The sequence below is a fragment of the Bradyrhizobium sp. USDA 3315 genome, assembly GCF_054056795.1.
The window spans coordinates 4,997,148-5,012,680 of the sequence record NZ_JBSRYP010000001.1 but is presented as its reverse complement, the minus strand read 5'-3'; the positions used below and the strand labels follow the sequence as shown (position 1 = coordinate 5,012,680).

The following is a 15,533-nucleotide window of genomic DNA, read 5'->3' as shown; positions in this document are numbered from 1 at the left end:
CGGAGGAGTTTCACCCCCAGGCGCTCACAGATCCGGACGTGAACGTCTCCGCTCATCCGGCTCTTACCGTCCAGCCGCCGTCTTGTGCAGCATCGGCCAATGGGCCAACAGCGTGGGGGTGCGGCAAGCAATGTCCCGTACCCAGTGCTCTGCCCGTCTTCGATGTCGCCGCAGACGTTTGTATTTCGACATCGCCCATCGCGCGAGACATCGGTCGAGATGGCGTAGTGTCGGGTAAAGCGCCGACTTGTAGTACCGACCATAGTAGTTCATCCAGCCTCGAATGATCGGGTTGAACATCCTCGCCAGGTCGTCGATCCTCTTATCCACCCGGCAGCGTAGTTGCCAGGCACGGATTTCCTGTCGGATTGCCTTCGTCGCGGCATTGCTGACACCGGGGCTGAAGTTGACGAAGTGCTTTCCCCAACGGTTCTTCGACCGACGGGCACGGAACGTGTAGCCCAAAAAGTCGAATTTCTGTTCAGGATAATCACCTCGCCGGTCGTCATCCTTACAATAGACTATCTTCGTCTTGTCCGGATGAAGCTCCAGTCCGCATTCGGCAAAGCGCTTCGCAAGCGCCTCCTTCAGTTCTTGTGCCTGCCGCTCACTGTCGCAATGGCAGAGAATATCAACGGCATAACGCTCGAACGGGATGCTCGGATGATTTCTTCGCATCCACATGTCGAACGCATAGTGGAGAAAGAGATTCGCCATCAGCGGTGATACCACCGAGCCCTGCGGCGTGCCCTTCTCTCGGGGTTCAGGGGTGCCGTCTTCCAGTTGAACGGGAGCTTTAAGCCACCGTTCAATGTACAACAACACCCAAGCGCAGTCCGTGTGCTTCCGAATCGCCTTGAGCAAAAGCTCATGCGATATCGAGTCAAAATAGGCCCGAATGTCGAGATCGAGCACGAAGGGATGCCGCCAGCATCGCTGGCGAGCAACCCCAACGGCATCGAGCGCCGATTTTCCGGGTCGATATCCGAACGAGTCTGGATGAAAGTGTTTCTCCAAATCCGGCTCCAGATATCCTTTGACGACCGCCTGAGCAACGCGATCCGACACCGTAGGAATTCCTAGCGGCCTCTTCCCGCCGTCGCGCTTGTCGATCTGCACACGCTTGACCGGCGGTGGAAAGTAGCTACCCGAAGACATTCGATTCCAGAGCTTGTACAGATTGCTCTGCAAGTCTGCCTCGAACACCTCGATCGACTGCTCGTCCACACCGGCTGCGCCCCGATTTGCTTTGACCCGTTTGTACGCCTCCCAAACCCAGCGCTTGGGGATGTCATACGGCTTTGCTTGACCCAAAAGAGTCCTCCCGTTTCCGGTTGTTCTTCCAATCAAGCGGGACAGTGCCGTGCCTTCGCTCCGCCACCATTACAGTGCCTTCGTCACTACTACACACGGCTCCGTCCCTGCATCGCGCATTGGTACTCAGACTCTTGTGGGGCTTCCACTTGAACCATTCCCTTGGCATCGCGATACAGGTTCCCACGTTCCGCACAGAAGCCTGAACCGAGGTCACGCCACCTCGCCTGCCGGACGCCGCCTGAGCCGTAAACAGGTATCGCTCAGACTGATCCCAAGATAACGACTACCCCTTGGTTTTGACGTCTTCCCTACGCTTTCGACAGTTCATCGGTGGTTCGCTTGCGCTCGTCTCCTCGATCCTTACCTGACAGAGTCTTGCTCTGCCTTTTCCGGTCTCGCTCACCACCTCGACCATTGGGCCGAAGCAGCAGCCGGTGGTTTGAACCCTGATCCTGCAACCCGAGTTCGAGGGGCCAACCCCCATCTTCTGTGCAGCAAGGCTGCTCAAAGGTGCTCTACATCACACCTCCTTCGCGCCGTCGTGGCGCACGATCGTCCGCAAAACGCGCGTACTCGATGTAGGTGTACTTGGCATTGCGTGTTACCTCCTTCGCCCGCTCAAGCACTCGATCCAACTCGTTAAGGTAGATATTACTGAGCAGTGGGGAGATCACTCCGCCTTGCGGGACGCCACATCGACCGTTGGCCTTCAGCATGATCTTCAGCAGGTGCATCACCTCATCGTCGTCGATTCGCTTCGCCACTTTCGCCAACAGCCGGTCGTGCCGAACGTTGTCAAAGTAGCTCTTCAGATCGAGATCTATGACGCGTGTCTTCCGCTGAAGGATCGCCTTGGCCACTCGGTCAGTCGCTTCATGAGCTGTCTTCCTGGGACGGTATCCAAACGAACCCTGTTGGAAGTCGGCCTCAAAGATCGGCTCCAAGATGAGCTTGAGCGCCCCTTGCACCACCCGATCCCGGATCGCAGGAATCGAGAGGACGCGGATCTTGCCCCCGTCCTTCGGGATTTCCTGCCGCCGAGCCGGTAACGGCTTATAGGTGCGCCCCACGAGTTCGTCCCTGATCTGCTCAAGGAAAACCTCTACGCCGTGCGCCTCGATGGCCTCGAAGGTGACCCCGTCTACGCCGGGAGCGCCATCGTTTTCTTCGGCCAACGCATACGCCTCGCGTAGCGTTTCCATCTTGCAAACATGGACGTACAAACCCCAGAAACGCCAGGACGTCTCAGCCTTCGCCTTGACGTATAGTCTCCGCCTCAGGTCCTGCAAATCGATGGACGCCTTTATCATCTCGTCCTTTGCCTTCCCGATTGAAAGAGACATTTCAGACAGTTGGGCCCCTTTGCTCCGCGGGCGTTACCCCACTTCATCGCTCATACGGACCCATCCGTCACCCTCTCGCCTTCGACCGATTTCCCGGTTTAGCCGGTTATACGATCTACCTTGCTCCGGTGATTTCGCACTGGGGCGAGGAGGGCTTCGCCAGTTGCTCGGTGTGTCCTTGTCGCCGTGCTGTCGCTTCCACCCCGCCGAAGTGAAGGTGCCGCATCGGTCAGATTTCGGCGCCCCATGCTGCCTTCGCCCTACGGAAGCGGGCTCGGCCTTCGGATCCACTTTTTTTCGAGGCCACATTGCGTTCACTGTTGTTACGGCCCGGTGACTCGTGGCCTCCCCAAGGAAGACCTTGTCGATAGGTTCCAGGGCCTTGGTTTCCCGCCGCCCTGCTATCCAAACTACGGGGCGCCTGACTTTTGCCCCGGCAGGCTTATCTCCTGCTGAACACACCAGCCTTCACTGGTCACACTTCCGCACAGAAGCCTGAACCGAGGTCACGCCACCTCGCCTGCCGGACGCCGCCTGAGCCGTAAACAGGTATCGCTCGGACTGATCCCAAGATAACGACTACCCCTTGGTTTTGACGTCTTCCCTACGCTTTCGACAGTTCATCGGTGGTTCGTCGTTCGTGAAGAACTGGCGGCGGCGCCGGACTCAAGCGGTTTTTCGAGCCGGGACGGTTTCGAAGAAGGCTCGGATGATGACACGCAAGAGCTTTGCGAGCCATCGCAGCAGGGGCCGAAGTTATAGCCGGCAGCGGCGAGAACAGCGTTGATGCGGTCGCCGAGGCGTCCCTTGAGATAATTTCTGTCCATGCGGTGCTCGGCCTTGACGTGGCCGATGACGGGCTCGACAGCCGCGCGACGCTTCATCTCGCGACGGATGGAAGCTGTGACGCGGCGGACCTGACCCGAGATCCAGACCCTGAACCGATGCGGGTGGTTGTGACCGCGATATCCTTTGTCGACGTGGATACCGCGAGCCTCCACCCCGGTGAGCTTCTCCATGTCGGCGATTACGGGACCGAGCGTGTGCCCATCGAAGGGATTGCCATGCAGGGCCTTGGCATGGAGCACGAACTGGCCGCCCTTCGGAGACGTCACAGGGGTGGCGATGCTGACCTTGCAGCCGAACTCGTAGGGCGTGCGGGCTTTACCCTTGCCGATGCACTCAACCTCCGGAGCATGTAACGCATAGACCTTCGGACCGCGCTGATACTAATCCTGGCTGCGCACCTGCTGCGCTAAACCGAGCAACGGGCCGAAGCGAGCTTCCAGCACCGTATCGCCATCAATCTTGCGGCAGATGTCGCGGATGATCCGGCCAAGCCGTGTCCGCAGGAACTTGAGCTGCCGCCGGGCGCGTTTGAACTGGTGGGCGTGGGTATAGCGGCCGGTCATGATGGCGGCGCGCTTGGCCAGGCGCAGATAGCTCTGGCGTAGCGGCACACGGTTGCGCTTGGCGAGCCCGACCAGCTTGATGATTGCTCGATGCAGCAGCCGCGCGTCGGTCGGATGTGCAACCGCCTTGGGCTGCACTGTGGTATCGACGACCACCCGTTCCAGGTCCTTGGGACCGATGGCGCCGGTCTTGTGCGCCACTGAAAGACTTTCCTGGATCAGCGCGACGAGCTGTTCCTCGCCGAGCCGCTGCCGCCAGCGTGTCATCGACGATCGATCGAACGGCAGACGGTGGCAGAAGCTCAATTCGCCGCAGAAGTATTGGTAATAGGGATTCTCGATCCAGCGAGCGCACAGCACCTCATCTGCCAGGTTGTGCATGTGCTTCAAAATGAACAGGCCAGCGACTAGCCGCGTCGGCAAGCCCGGCTGTCCCGACCCTGCTTGGCACACCGAACTGAAGCGCTCATTCAGGATGTTCCAGTCGATCAGCGCTGCCAACCGCACCAACGGATGACCCATGTCGATGATCTGATCAAGCGCCGGAAGCAACAGGTCTTTCTGGCGATCATCCCGCGGCTTGCTCATCGCATTCCCCAATGTCGACGACGCCGTCAGGGAATCACGAATCGCCCAAAAGCAAAACCTAAAACGCAAGAAAGCGAGGTCCAACACCCCGCTTTCCTGCAAAATCGAATACTACATCAAGACCAATTCTGCTTATTTCTCAGGTCAATCCGCATTCTTCACGGAGGACTCCATATGCGAGGCGCTCCAAACCCTGAGGGCCCGGGGTGCCAGGCTTGTATCGACTAGCTTGCTCCAGGACTTGCCTACCTCGATCCAGCGGCATTTTTGCGCGGGCAAGGTCTCCAGCATTTTTTGGGCAATGGGTGCAAGGCTCGCAGCTTCGGAGATTGGGTCAAGGCCAGCATCTTCAAGGATCTCCACAGCAGCTTCTTTGGATCGCGTCCACGCTGCTTCGGTGAACCTCCTCTCCGAGAAATACTCAAAACAGGTGCGAAACGTCAGAGCGCGGCCGATGACCTTATGGTTTGGTAGCCTCGTCTCACTCAGCCATCGGCGCAAATGGTCACACCACTCCTGGCTGCTGAAATCGACAAGATTGCCACCTTCGAAGATCAAAAGCGCCGCCATGCCGGCGATTTCGCATCGCACGTCTTCATCTTGTTTTTCGAACCAGTCGCGGATTGCTTGCAAGGGCGTTCTCGGCCGATTTACGGCCGATATCTCTGTCGCGCGGGTCCGATTGAACGGGACGACGTTTTCCAGTGGGGGCATGCGCGGCCAGGGCTTCCCCTTTGCGTCCCATAAGACCCAACGCTTTGCGATCGCTTTTGCTTCTTCCGGCGACCTGGTTCGCCAAAGCTCCGTGAGCGCCTCGTCGACGTAGTATGAAACATCCGCCTTCAGGCCGCATGTACGCGCGATTGCTGCGAGGCGGCCGGCGTCAAGGAGCCGGGCCGCGAAGTTGTTCTCTGCGTTCATTTTCTGAGGTCTTTCGCGCCCTCTCCAGCGCGTCCCGCTCATTCTGCTCTAAACGCACTACAAAACGGTATTCACGCCGTTGGAAGTTGGCGGCGACGTGACAAGACGCCCGTCGGTATCGGCCGAGCAGACGCCCTCTTGCTTTACGTCACGCGCCGCTAACCTCAGTGGCCAGCCACGGCCTCAACTTGCAATGGTAGCCAAGCCTGGAGAAGCCCCTAGGCATGGCTAGGGTTTGCATTCTTCGTGCCAAGCAATAGTGGACAGTTCGCATCATGCCTGTGTTGGCTTTGTCTGCTTTCCAACATACTAAGGTCTCAATCCTTGCAGTCGAGCCTGTCCGCAGCTGACTGTTGTCGATGCTGTCGTCTCCACCGAGAGCTCTGCGTTCAAATTCCAGTTGAAAGACAAAACGGTGTTTTCTTCAGGCGACACTGCGTTCTTTCCGCCGCTCGCTGACTTCGCGAAGGGGGCTAATTATCTAGTGCACGAAGCGTTGTACGAACCCGGTCTGGACGCCGTTGTACGCCGCGTGCCGAACGCCGAAAGGTTGAAGGCCAGTATTCAGAGCCATTACACCCGCGCCGATGCTGTGGGCCGCATCGCAGCGATGGCGAACGTGAAAACACTTGTTCTCAATCATTTCGTGCCTGCGGGTGATAACAACGCGGCACCCGAGGTATGGAGGGACGCGGTTCGGACGACATATGGAGGCAACATCGTTGTCGGAAGAGACCTGCTTCAGCTACGCTGTAAGTGAGAGGCTGGAGGCATCTACACTGGCCTTTTTCAACTTCCGCATGAAGTTCAGGGCTCGGGCTACGCGCACCAGCATAACAAAGGACATGAACACGGCGACAAGGAAAAACCCCGGCATTGGGTGCCGGGGTTCTGTAATTCTCGTATTCTTCGATGCGGCTGGATCAGAAGTCCATGCCTCCCATGCCGCCGCCCGGGGGCATGGCCGGGCCGGCTGCGGCTTTCTTCGGCAACTCGGCGACCATGGCCTCGGTGGTGATCAGCAGCGCCGCCACGGAGGAGGCGTTCTGGATCGCGGTGCGCACGACCTTGGTCGGGTCGATGATGCCCTTGGACACCAGGTTGCCGTACTCGCCAGTCTGCGAGTCGAACCCGTAGGCGTACTGTTCCTTCTCGAGGATCTTGCCGACGATCACCGAACCGTCTTCACCGGCGTTGATCGCGATCTGGCGGGCTGGCCAGGACAGCGCCTTGCGCACGATCTCGACCCCGGTCTTCTGGTCGTCGTTCTTGGTGCGCAGGCCCTTGAGCTGCTCGGAGGCACGGAGCAGAGCGACGCCGCCGCCTGGGACGATGCCTTCTTCCACGGCCGCGCGGGTCGCATGCATCGCGTCATCAACGCGATCCTTGCGCTCCTTCACCTCGACCTCGGTCGCGCCGCCGACGCGGATCACCGCGACGCCGCCTGCGAGCTTGGCGAGACGCTCCTGCAGCTTCTCACGGTCGTAGTCCGAGGTGGTCTCCTCGATCTGCGCCTTGATCTGGCTCACGCGCGCCTCGATGTCGGCCTTCTTGCCGGCGCCGTTGACGATCGTGGTGTTCTCCTTGTCGATCATCACCTTCTTGGCGCGACCGAGCATGTTGAGCGTGACGTTCTCAAGCTTGATGCCGAGATCTTCCGAGATGGCCTGGCCGCCGGTCAGGATCGCGATGTCCTGCAGCATGGCCTTGCGGCGATCGCCGAAGCCCGGAGCCTTGACGGCCGCGACCTTCAGGCCGCCACGCAGGCGGTTGACGACCAGAGTGGCGAGCGCTTCGCCTTCGACGTCTTCAGCGACGATCACCAGCGGCTTGCCACTCTGCACCACGGCCTCGAGCAGCGGCAGCAGCTCGTTCAGCGAGGAGAGCTTCTTCTCGTTGATGAGGATGTAGGCGTCGTCCATCTCAACGCGCATCTTATCGGCGTTGGTGACGAAATACGGCGAGATGTAGCCGCGGTCGAACTGCATGCCCTCGACGACGTCGAGCTCGGTCTCGAGCGACTTGGCTTCCTCGACCGTGATCACGCCCTCGTTGCCGACCTTCTTCATGGCGTCGGCGAGGAACTTGCCGATCTCGGCATCGCCGTTGGCCGAAATGGTGCCGACCTGGGCGATCTCCTCGTTCGAGGTGACCTTCTTCGAGTTCTTCTGAAGGTCGGCCACGACGGCTTCGACCGCGAGGTCGATACCGCGCTTCAGATCCATCGGGTTCATGCCGGCGGCAACCGACTTGGCGCCCTCGCGGACGATCGCAGCCGCGAGCACGGTCGCGGTGGTGGTGCCGTCGCCGGCCGCGTCAGCGGACTTGGAGGCGACTTCGCGCACCATCTGGGCGCCCATGTTCTCGAACTTGTCGTCGAGCTCGATCTCCTTGGCGACGGTGACGCCGTCCTTGGTGATGCGGGGAGCGCCGAACGACTTGTCGAGAACGACGTTACGACCCTTCGGACCGAGGGTGACCTTCACCGCGTTGGCAAGGATGTCGACACCGCGCAGCATGCGGTCGCGCGCGTCTACGCCGAATTTGACTTCTTTGGCTGACATAGTTGATTTCCCTGAGTTTCATTTCTTCTCAACCCTTGGCGGGGCGCCCGACAGGCGCTCCTCAGGGTGAGCGGTGCGAGCGTTGGATTAGGCGGCCTTCTTCTTGGAAGCGGGGACGTCGAGCACGCCCATGATGTCGCTCTCCTTCATGATCAGCAGGTCTTCGCCGTCGATCTTGACCTCGGTGCCCGACCACTTGCCGAACAGGACGCGGTCGCCGACCTTGACGTCGATGGGGGTCAGCTTGCCAGTCTCATCGCGGCCACCGGGGCCAACGGCGACGACTTCGCCCTGCGAGGGCTTTTCCTTGGCACTGTCCGGAATGATGATGCCGCCAGCGGTCTTCTCTTCGGCGTCGATGCGCTTGACCACGACGCGGTCGTGAAGCGGACGGAAATTCATGCAGCCCTCCTAAGCATTTGCACGATTTGAGGATTTTCGGATACTAGCAATCGATGCCCGCGAGTGCTATTTACGGGCCGAGCTGAAATAGGATAGGATTTTTGCGGGAGCAAGGGACTCTGGCAGAAAAAATGCAGCTCACGTCGAATGCGGCCCGGTACATGGCGCGCGTCGGCTTCGAACATCCGAAGGATGTCGGCAGCCGGCTCGCGCGAGACGGAGTTCCAGCCTTCGCGCACCGACCTGCCGCCGCCTACCCCTGCTCCAGTCGTGCTCGCGGTGAAGGATCCGGCGCCTTACCTTCCGGAGCCTCGCGACGTGATCAAAATCCCGCTTGGCCACCGAGTGACGCAACGTCACATTTCCCGCGGCTGCCGCGGGCCACATTTGGCCACCATAACGGCCCCGCATGTGGGACAGGTGCCCGTTGCGCCTGGAATTGCTTCCCGCCGTTTACCCTCGATCAACGCGTACTGCATGTCGCTCCCACGTTAGTCATCGCCATTGCCTCGCGACCGCGACCGTGATCTTTATCCGCAGGATTCGTCATGCGCCCGCCTGACTGGCAAAACGAAGCCGATCGATCTGATTGTAGTTGATCACCGCAGGGTCGGCGCCGATCACCGGAAATCGGCTGACCACATAATGCACGACCTTGTCCATTCCCAGCTCCTGTTTCAGCAGATGGTCGCGGCGACGCTCCTTCGTCAGGGCGCGCGCATAGTAATTCGTCAGGGATCGGTTATATCGGACGAACATCGCGCGCTCAGCCTCAATCTTCGACAGATCAATCCTTGCACTGGATGTTGAAGATGACGCCGCCGTGCGCGGGGAGCCGGGTTTGGACGCCTTCCTTTCGCAAAAATCGTTAGTTGTGGGGACATGCAACCATGAATACAACGAATCGAAAAACGGAACGAGCAATCTCCCGCGTCCAGGCGCTGCTGACAGCCGGTCATCTATCAGCGATCGGCCGACCGCCATTGGCAGCTGCCACCAGGTTTCGTGGCTGGACAGGACACCATAGGCGCCACTGACCTAGAAAAGCGTGACCGGGACCATCAGCGTGCGCGCAAGCTGTAAGGCGTGGTTCCGAGCGAGGGAGAGATCGTGCGATGGTGTGAGGCTCCGTTGGGAGCGGGCCAATTCCCACTCGATGGCGCCTCGAAAGGCCCTGCCGCGTCGCGATAACCGCGCAGGCGATCCGAGGTCTTGATTGCGCAGGAGTACCTGCGTGATCGCCCCTGTTGCGGAAAAAAAGAGATGGGTCACGGAGCTAAGCGCGCTTGCTGCTACTGAAATCGAACCAGAATTGCGTGCGGACATCGCAAGCTTGGCGGTGAGAGTGTTTGCTTCGATCCGAATTGGAGGACCTGAATGAGAAGCGCTGAAGCGCAAAGCCCCCCGCCGACGCCCGACGCTCGACGCCTAAGGCGCGATAGGTTACACAGTCGGTAACGGCTATGATCCGACCGTCTTGCCTGCCACAACATCTGCTTTCGGCGCATCCGCAAGGCCGCGCACGAAGTTTATGGCTCGCTCCTGAAGTTCGGCCTCAAGCTTCGTCGCCTTAATGCGCTCGACAACGAGCTCGCGATCGAACGGTCGCGCCTGGTGGTAGCCTTCGACGAACTCCTTGTCCTTGTCGGACAATCGAGCGAGTTTGGATACGATGATGTCCTCAGGACATGGTGCAACGGCTAGGACCTTTCGATCGTCGACGTCGACCGTCTTGGTGATCGCCCGCTTGTTCCAATCTTCAGGAAGCCGCGCGGTGTTCTCGTCGACACCGTCGATATAGAAGCCGTGCTCGCGATGGAATTTAGAGCCCTCGCCATAGAGGGCATTGATCTCTTCGGAAGCCTCTGGATCGTCTTCGGGATCCAGTTCCTTCTGCTGGATCTCCCAAATCTTCGCGTTCTCCGGATAAGCGTCGATTTCGCCAGAGGTGCGCAGGACGACTGGTGCGTCTGGCCATGAAAGCAAGATGCTTTGGCTGCCGATGATGAAGACCTTGTCGGTTTTAAACAGCCGGGCGATCACCCTGACTGTCTCGACAAGGTCTTCAATAGTGCGAACAAACGAGTTTTGTGTCACGCAGCCATCCGCGGAAGTGCCGCGGTCTTATGGATCGCAGATCTCTCCGCAATCCGCTTCGCCGCCTTCCAGATACGACGGCGCAGAGTGTCGTCCTCGAAATTGATGCCTTCCGCCAAAACGAAAGGTGAGGACAGACGCAGACGCGTCATCTCTTCGTCGCGGCTCGTCAGACGGCGGCGGACAGTAGAAGGAGGAAAGCCAAGCATGTCCGACCACTCGCGAACGAAAGCGTAGCCTTCGAAACGCTGGGAGTTATGGACCAAAGAATCCTTCGCCCTTTCGACCAGCGACGGGTCGCGACCGATCTGCCGCGCAATAAGCCGATGCATGATCAGCTTCGCGGTGTCGTTCACGTATTCCCGGTTGATCCGGACGCTCATGGCTCTTGACCAGTGCCTATCTCAGGGTCGAAAATAGGGCATCGCCCCTTAAAAATCCAGCTCCCCACCAATCCTCTTGGACGGCGGATGTTCCCTGTCCGTTCAAACTAGCAGTTCCGATAAGCTCGGGCAACGGGGCAAAAAAACCCGGAAAATCGCGAAGGTCTAAGGAACCTGACCTCCGAACAGCAAGCGTCTCGTTCAAGTAAACATGGGGATATTGATACGACAAATCAATATCTTAGCTCGATCTATCGCCTCAAAAACGATAATCCTCCTTTCAAACCCAAAAACGGGAATGGAGGTCATGCCGGCGATACGAACTGAGATCTTTCAGAGAACTTTTACCACCTCCCCGCGGGAGATCTCCGAGCCCATCCTGGCCTCTGCCCGGACCCACAGCCTGTCTCGATCTCAGTCTTGCCTGAGCCCAGTGCCGTTGCCGGCGAGTGCTTCAGCAACGTTGCCGCAAAGGTTGCGAGAGACGGAGGGACACTGCTTTACGGGTGGACGATTTGGGAATGGCCACGGGTTTTCGTTGAAGCCGAACATCACGCCATTTGGAAAAGCAACGGCAAGTATGTCGACATCACACCACACGTAAACAACGAAGATCAGATCTTGTTTTTGCCAGATCCGCAGCGCGTATACGACTTCCGCGGCAAGAAGCGGCTCCTCAACAGAAAGAAAAGTCTGGGAGTCTTTGCAAGTGCCGAAAATTGGATCGAAGCCAGCGACCATCTTCACAATTCGATGGAGGAGCACTCGGTGGGCTCTGAGATCCGGATGAAACGCACCACGCTGACCGCGTTATGGGAAAGTGCACGCAATGCTCAAGCGCAAGTTCTCATCGATCTAGCGTCCACCACGAAAGTTAATTCGCCGTGCTTTTGCAACAGTGGCAAAAAGTTCAAAAAGTGCTGCGCGCCCCTGATCGACCTAACGCGTCACTCTTGAAGCAAAAGCCGCAAACTCATCACTGCCAACTCACGCAAAGTCGCCGTCGAGCTTTTTCTGTTCATCGATCGGCACGGCAATCAACGACCCCGGAGCGAACAACTCGGTCGCCTGGAGAATGCCGACGCATTCGACCGAATGTGTCTACCGTTGCGCGGTCCTTGCACTGGGTCCAGTTCGAATGCGACTTGACGTCTTCGGCAGACATCACCAGCTCACGGTCGGCGTAGTCGGCCGGCCACATCTCGTCCGGCACAACGATTAGAATGCCTTTCGAAAAGAAAGTCGGATCCTCGGGCGCGAGTTGCTCCCCTGATTTCTGGGCGACATTGAAGCTGTATTGCATAGCTACGCATCTATCGAGGAATGCCGCGGTCGGATCGCCGTCGCTTGCCGACTTGACGCGCTCGGCAGCGAAGGGGCGCAGGTTGGCCTTGTCATAGGGAGACCGGCCGACCAGGACTCCATTTGTACCTGTCAACGTGTCGCTTTTGAGCGTCGGCACATGGAGAACGCCATCACTGGACGGTACGGCGACGGCGCCGGGACCACCGATGTGTCCGGCTGTCACCGTACGAAACAGCTGTTCAGACGTCAGGGTTTCTTCTTCTCTGGTCTCAAGCCAGCTCTTGGCCTTGTCGCGCGCTTCTTCCGCCACCTGCTCGCTGCGCGGATAATGTTGCAACGCGGAGGTGGGCAGCGATGATCTCCTTCCCTCAGCGAACGCAGGCACCCGATCCGCACCTTGCCGTTGGGCAATCAGGCGAACAACGCGCATGCGCTCGGCCAGCGATGCCTTGATGATGCCGCAGCCGTCATGCGGTCGCAAAGCGATCGGGCCTTCTGGTCCAGTCAGCCTGAACGAATGCTGCTCGTTGGCAGGCCGGTCCGGCAGCAGCAACAGCCTGAAGATTCCCTCCAGTGCGTAATCGTGAGGGTTGTATAGCGCGACAATCAGGATGAGAGCACTCGGGAGCATCGATATGTGAGGCAATACGGAGTCTCACCCTGATCGCCGCCGCGCAGGGTTGATATCTCTGACTGCAGGTGGCGTCGCAAACCCTCTGCGCTGAGTGTAATAATATGCCTCTTTGAATGGGGCCCAGGCGCGCGATAGCTGCTCGAACGCCGTGCCGGGAGCGGTTTCGGAATAGGTATCGCCAACAGCTTTCCCCCGGAAGTTATGGGGCCCGGCTCGCCTGGAACGACCGCTGCGATTTGCGACAGCGTTGGCTTTGGCGCTCTTAACTTGCTTCCGCCGAACAGGTCCATGCGGTACGGCACCCCCTCGACGGTGAGCGTACGCGCCAACATGACGGCGCTCGGCTTTCCCGGTAGTTGCACCGCGACTACTGGCAAGACCCCCGAAGTCAGGCGATGAAAAATCGAATATCGCGTCTCCCGCTCCGTAGCCACTCGCCGCCCCTGCATGTCAACGACGGGCAACTGAAGCAGCCCTGCTTCACCCTGCGGTGGTCTGGGCTCGTGATCCATGGTTTGCAGCACCTGATGCACGTCGAAGACGGACGCAGGATGTTGAGCCCGGATCCTCACCGCATCATGCGCCATGAACGAGTCCAGCGCATCAACCGTCTCGTCTTCCTCAATCTGCGCGATGAGATTCCAGCTCTTGTCGGAAAGATCGCCTTGAATGAGGTCGCGCACGTCCGCCAGCATCTTCTTGGTTCCGCGCTCCAGCTCTTGCCGCCTCATCGCCAAATCGGGCTTACTGCCCTCGACATGCGGTCGCCGGTAGAAACTCTCCAGAACCTCACGCGCCTTGAACACCTGATAGATCGAGAGTGCGGGACGGCGGGTCGACAACGATCCGCGGGTCCTCTCGGCATCGCTTGCTGTGAGATGTGCCGTGATCTTCTGCTCCAAGACTGGTTGGAGATCATTCAGCAGGTATAGAGCTTGCCTGCGGTGCCAGCGCATCGGCCTCTGCGGACTGCGGGCCAGCGGCAGTAGAGCGGTGCAAAGGTTACCCATCGACTCGAGGTTGTTCTCCGCAACAAAGCCGGAGCCATGAAGCAATTCTTCGAGCCGAGCTAACCCGATCGGTGCGAGTGAACCAAGATCGTCGAACAACCGGGCCTTACCCAGCGCCTTGAAAATGGTGGCGATGATTAGAACATCGGCTTGCTCCAGGCGATCAGCTTTTGATTACCCATAATTGTTGCCTCGATTGCGGCTCCCAGTTCGATGTCGGTCAGCCGCGATAGCCCGCGCCAGATCACGGTATTTCCTGGAGGCGGATCGTTGGCTCGGGCCAAGTATCCTCCGAGCCGCGCGATCTTGACCACATAGTGCGAGAGCGTGCTTCGTCGAGAGCAATCGCCACCCCTGTCTTTCACAAAATGATCAAGAAGCCTGATTTCGGGATCTGTCAGCGCGGTTTGCGGTAGGGCATTCGGTGAGGAGCGATTGAGCATCGTCATCCAGAAGACGCGCCAACTCACAATGCAGAAGACCGCGATCAGATTGACCAGACGCTCAGCGGTTCGCAATTTTGAGTCCTCCGCTTTGCAGCCCGATTTGAGGATCTTATGGAAGACTTCGATCTTCCACGAATCACAACAGATTCTGCCGATGCAAGATTTCGCCCGCGGAGCCTCGCTCAAATCCGACGTCAAATGTGGGTAATTGAAAGGTCTCCTTGCCGCTTACTTGTTCATGGTGGACACCTGATCCCATCTGGACACTCAATTGCACAGGTGCGTCAAAAATAGCGCTTACACAACAACGACCTGCGCACCGAGATCACGGCGCTGGGATTGACCTATGTGGCGGGTCTTCTGTCGAGCATGACGGTATGGGCGCCCGGCACCGGTCCTTGCCGCCGAAGCCATGGTCGGGGCGCGGCCGTCCACCAAAACTAATGCGCCGCAACCGTCAGCATCAGCCAGCCGCCGTCAAAGCGCTCGCGATCGGCGTGCCGGCCCAAGCTTGGCGCACCATAACGTGGCGGCAAGGAACGAACGAAAAGCTGACCTCGCGCTTTGCCCGCGTGCGGGTTCGTGCCGCGCATCGTGATTATTGGCAAACCACCCGGCGAGCGCAGGAATGGTTGCTGATCGAATCATCGAATGGCCGAAAGGCGAGGACCAGCCTACCAAATACTGGCTCTCGACATTGCCGGAGGATGTGGCATTCCGGACGCTCGTTGAGACGGCTAAACTGCGCTGGCGCATCGAACGCGACTATCAGGACCTCAAACAGGAGGTCGGGCTCGGCCACTTCGAGGGACGCGGCTGGCGCGGCTTTCATCATCACGCAACGATGTGCATTGCGGCCTACGGATTCCTGATCTCCGAGCGGGAGACGATTCCCCCTCGGGCGCTCGGCGCGCCTGGCCAATCCCGCTCGATCGCGTTCCCGCAGATTACAGACCCCGCGGATCTGCCGCTGCGGACCCAACGTCACATTCCAAATTCGATCGCGACGATGCGACGGCGGCTCGAACATGGGCTCGTCCGAATGCTGTCGAGATGTCCTTGTTGTGCGATCAAGTTCGACCACTACACAGATCATCGTTTGTGACGCAGT

Annotated in this window: 11 protein-coding genes and 3 pseudogenes; 3 read left to right on the top strand and 11 right to left on the bottom strand. The window is 59.0% G+C overall.

Annotation, left to right across the window (positions count from 1 at the left end):
* Positions 1 to 63 precede the first annotated feature (63 nt).
* The 4 genes and pseudogenes from ltrA to ACVIYL_RS23110 all read right to left on the bottom strand — a co-directional run bounded on the left by ltrA (position 64) and on the right by ACVIYL_RS23110 (position 5,581).
* A complete protein-coding gene (gene ltrA / locus ACVIYL_RS23125; protein ID WP_456779810.1) occupies positions 64 to 1,314 on the bottom strand; it encodes a group II intron reverse transcriptase/maturase in 1,251 nt (416 codons plus the stop codon).
* 518 nt (positions 1,315 to 1,832) lie between these two features.
* Positions 1,833 to 2,660 carry a reverse transcriptase domain-containing protein gene (locus tag ACVIYL_RS23120; RefSeq protein ID WP_456779907.1) on the bottom strand — a complete coding sequence of 276 codons (828 nt, stop codon included), beginning with the start codon at positions 2,658 to 2,660 and terminating at the stop codon, positions 1,833 to 1,835.
* 666 nt (positions 2,661 to 3,326) lie between these two features.
* A pseudogene (locus ACVIYL_RS23115) lies at positions 3,327 to 4,660 on the bottom strand (IS5 family transposase).
* A gap of 144 nt (positions 4,661 to 4,804) precedes the next feature.
* Positions 4,805 to 5,581, bottom strand: a complete 777-nt coding sequence (locus ACVIYL_RS23110; protein WP_456779906.1) for a hypothetical protein — start codon at positions 5,579 to 5,581, stop codon at positions 4,805 to 4,807.
* Positions 5,582 to 5,981: 400 nt separating this feature from the next.
* Here ACVIYL_RS23110 and ACVIYL_RS23105 point away from each other — a divergent pair, with 400 nt between their 5' ends.
* Entirely contained in the window at positions 5,982 to 6,341 is a 360-nt protein-coding gene (locus tag ACVIYL_RS23105) for an MBL fold metallo-hydrolase (RefSeq protein ID WP_456779905.1), read from the top strand.
* Positions 6,342 to 6,504: 163 nt separating this feature from the next.
* On the opposite strand, the gene groL is transcribed toward ACVIYL_RS23105, so the two are convergent.
* From groL to ACVIYL_RS23080, 5 genes are all read right to left on the bottom strand, one after another.
* A complete protein-coding gene (gene groL, locus ACVIYL_RS23100; protein WP_456779904.1) occupies positions 6,505 to 8,145 on the bottom strand; it encodes a chaperonin GroEL in 1,641 nt (546 codons plus the stop codon).
* 87 nt (positions 8,146 to 8,232) lie between these two features.
* Complete coding sequence (gene groES, locus ACVIYL_RS23095) at positions 8,233 to 8,547, bottom strand: co-chaperone GroES (protein WP_456779903.1); 315 nt, start codon at positions 8,545 to 8,547, stop codon at positions 8,233 to 8,235.
* Between the two features lie 546 nt (positions 8,548 to 9,093).
* Positions 9,094 to 9,531, bottom strand: coding sequence for a hypothetical protein (locus ACVIYL_RS23090; protein ID WP_456779902.1), 438 nt, complete (start codon positions 9,529 to 9,531; stop codon positions 9,094 to 9,096).
* A 477-nt stretch (positions 9,532 to 10,008) separates the two neighbouring features.
* Entirely contained in the window at positions 10,009 to 10,644 is a 636-nt protein-coding gene (locus ACVIYL_RS23085; protein WP_456779901.1) for a DUF6036 family nucleotidyltransferase, read from the bottom strand.
* Positions 10,641 to 11,027, bottom strand: a complete 387-nt coding sequence (locus ACVIYL_RS23080; protein ID WP_456779900.1) for a hypothetical protein — start codon at positions 11,025 to 11,027, stop codon at positions 10,641 to 10,643. Before ACVIYL_RS23080 ends, ACVIYL_RS23085 begins: the two co-directional genes overlap by 4 nt.
* Before the next feature lie 420 nt (positions 11,028 to 11,447).
* On the opposite strand from ACVIYL_RS23080, the gene ACVIYL_RS23075 reads away from it, so the two are divergent.
* The gene (locus tag ACVIYL_RS23075) at positions 11,448 to 11,984 is read left to right on the top strand and encodes an SEC-C metal-binding domain-containing protein (RefSeq protein WP_456779899.1); all 537 of its coding nucleotides are present in this window, start codon (positions 11,448 to 11,450) and stop codon (positions 11,982 to 11,984) included.
* Positions 11,985 to 12,020: 36 nt separating this feature from the next.
* On the opposite strand, the pseudogene ACVIYL_RS23070 reads toward ACVIYL_RS23075, so the two are convergent.
* Both ACVIYL_RS23070 and ACVIYL_RS23065 read right to left on the bottom strand, forming a co-directional pair.
* Positions 12,021 to 14,141: pseudogene (locus ACVIYL_RS23070) on the bottom strand (hypothetical protein); the annotation flags it as partial.
* The gene (locus ACVIYL_RS23065; RefSeq protein WP_456779898.1) at positions 14,114 to 14,494 is read right to left on the bottom strand and encodes a hypothetical protein; all 381 of its coding nucleotides are present in this window, start codon (positions 14,492 to 14,494) and stop codon (positions 14,114 to 14,116) included. The pseudogene ACVIYL_RS23070 and the gene ACVIYL_RS23065, both read right to left, overlap by 28 nt.
* Before the next feature lie 228 nt (positions 14,495 to 14,722).
* Between ACVIYL_RS23065 and ACVIYL_RS23060 the strand changes: the two are divergent.
* Positions 14,723 to 15,394, top strand: a pseudogene (locus ACVIYL_RS23060) (IS701 family transposase); the annotation flags it as partial.
* Positions 15,395 to 15,533: the final 139 nt, after the last annotated feature.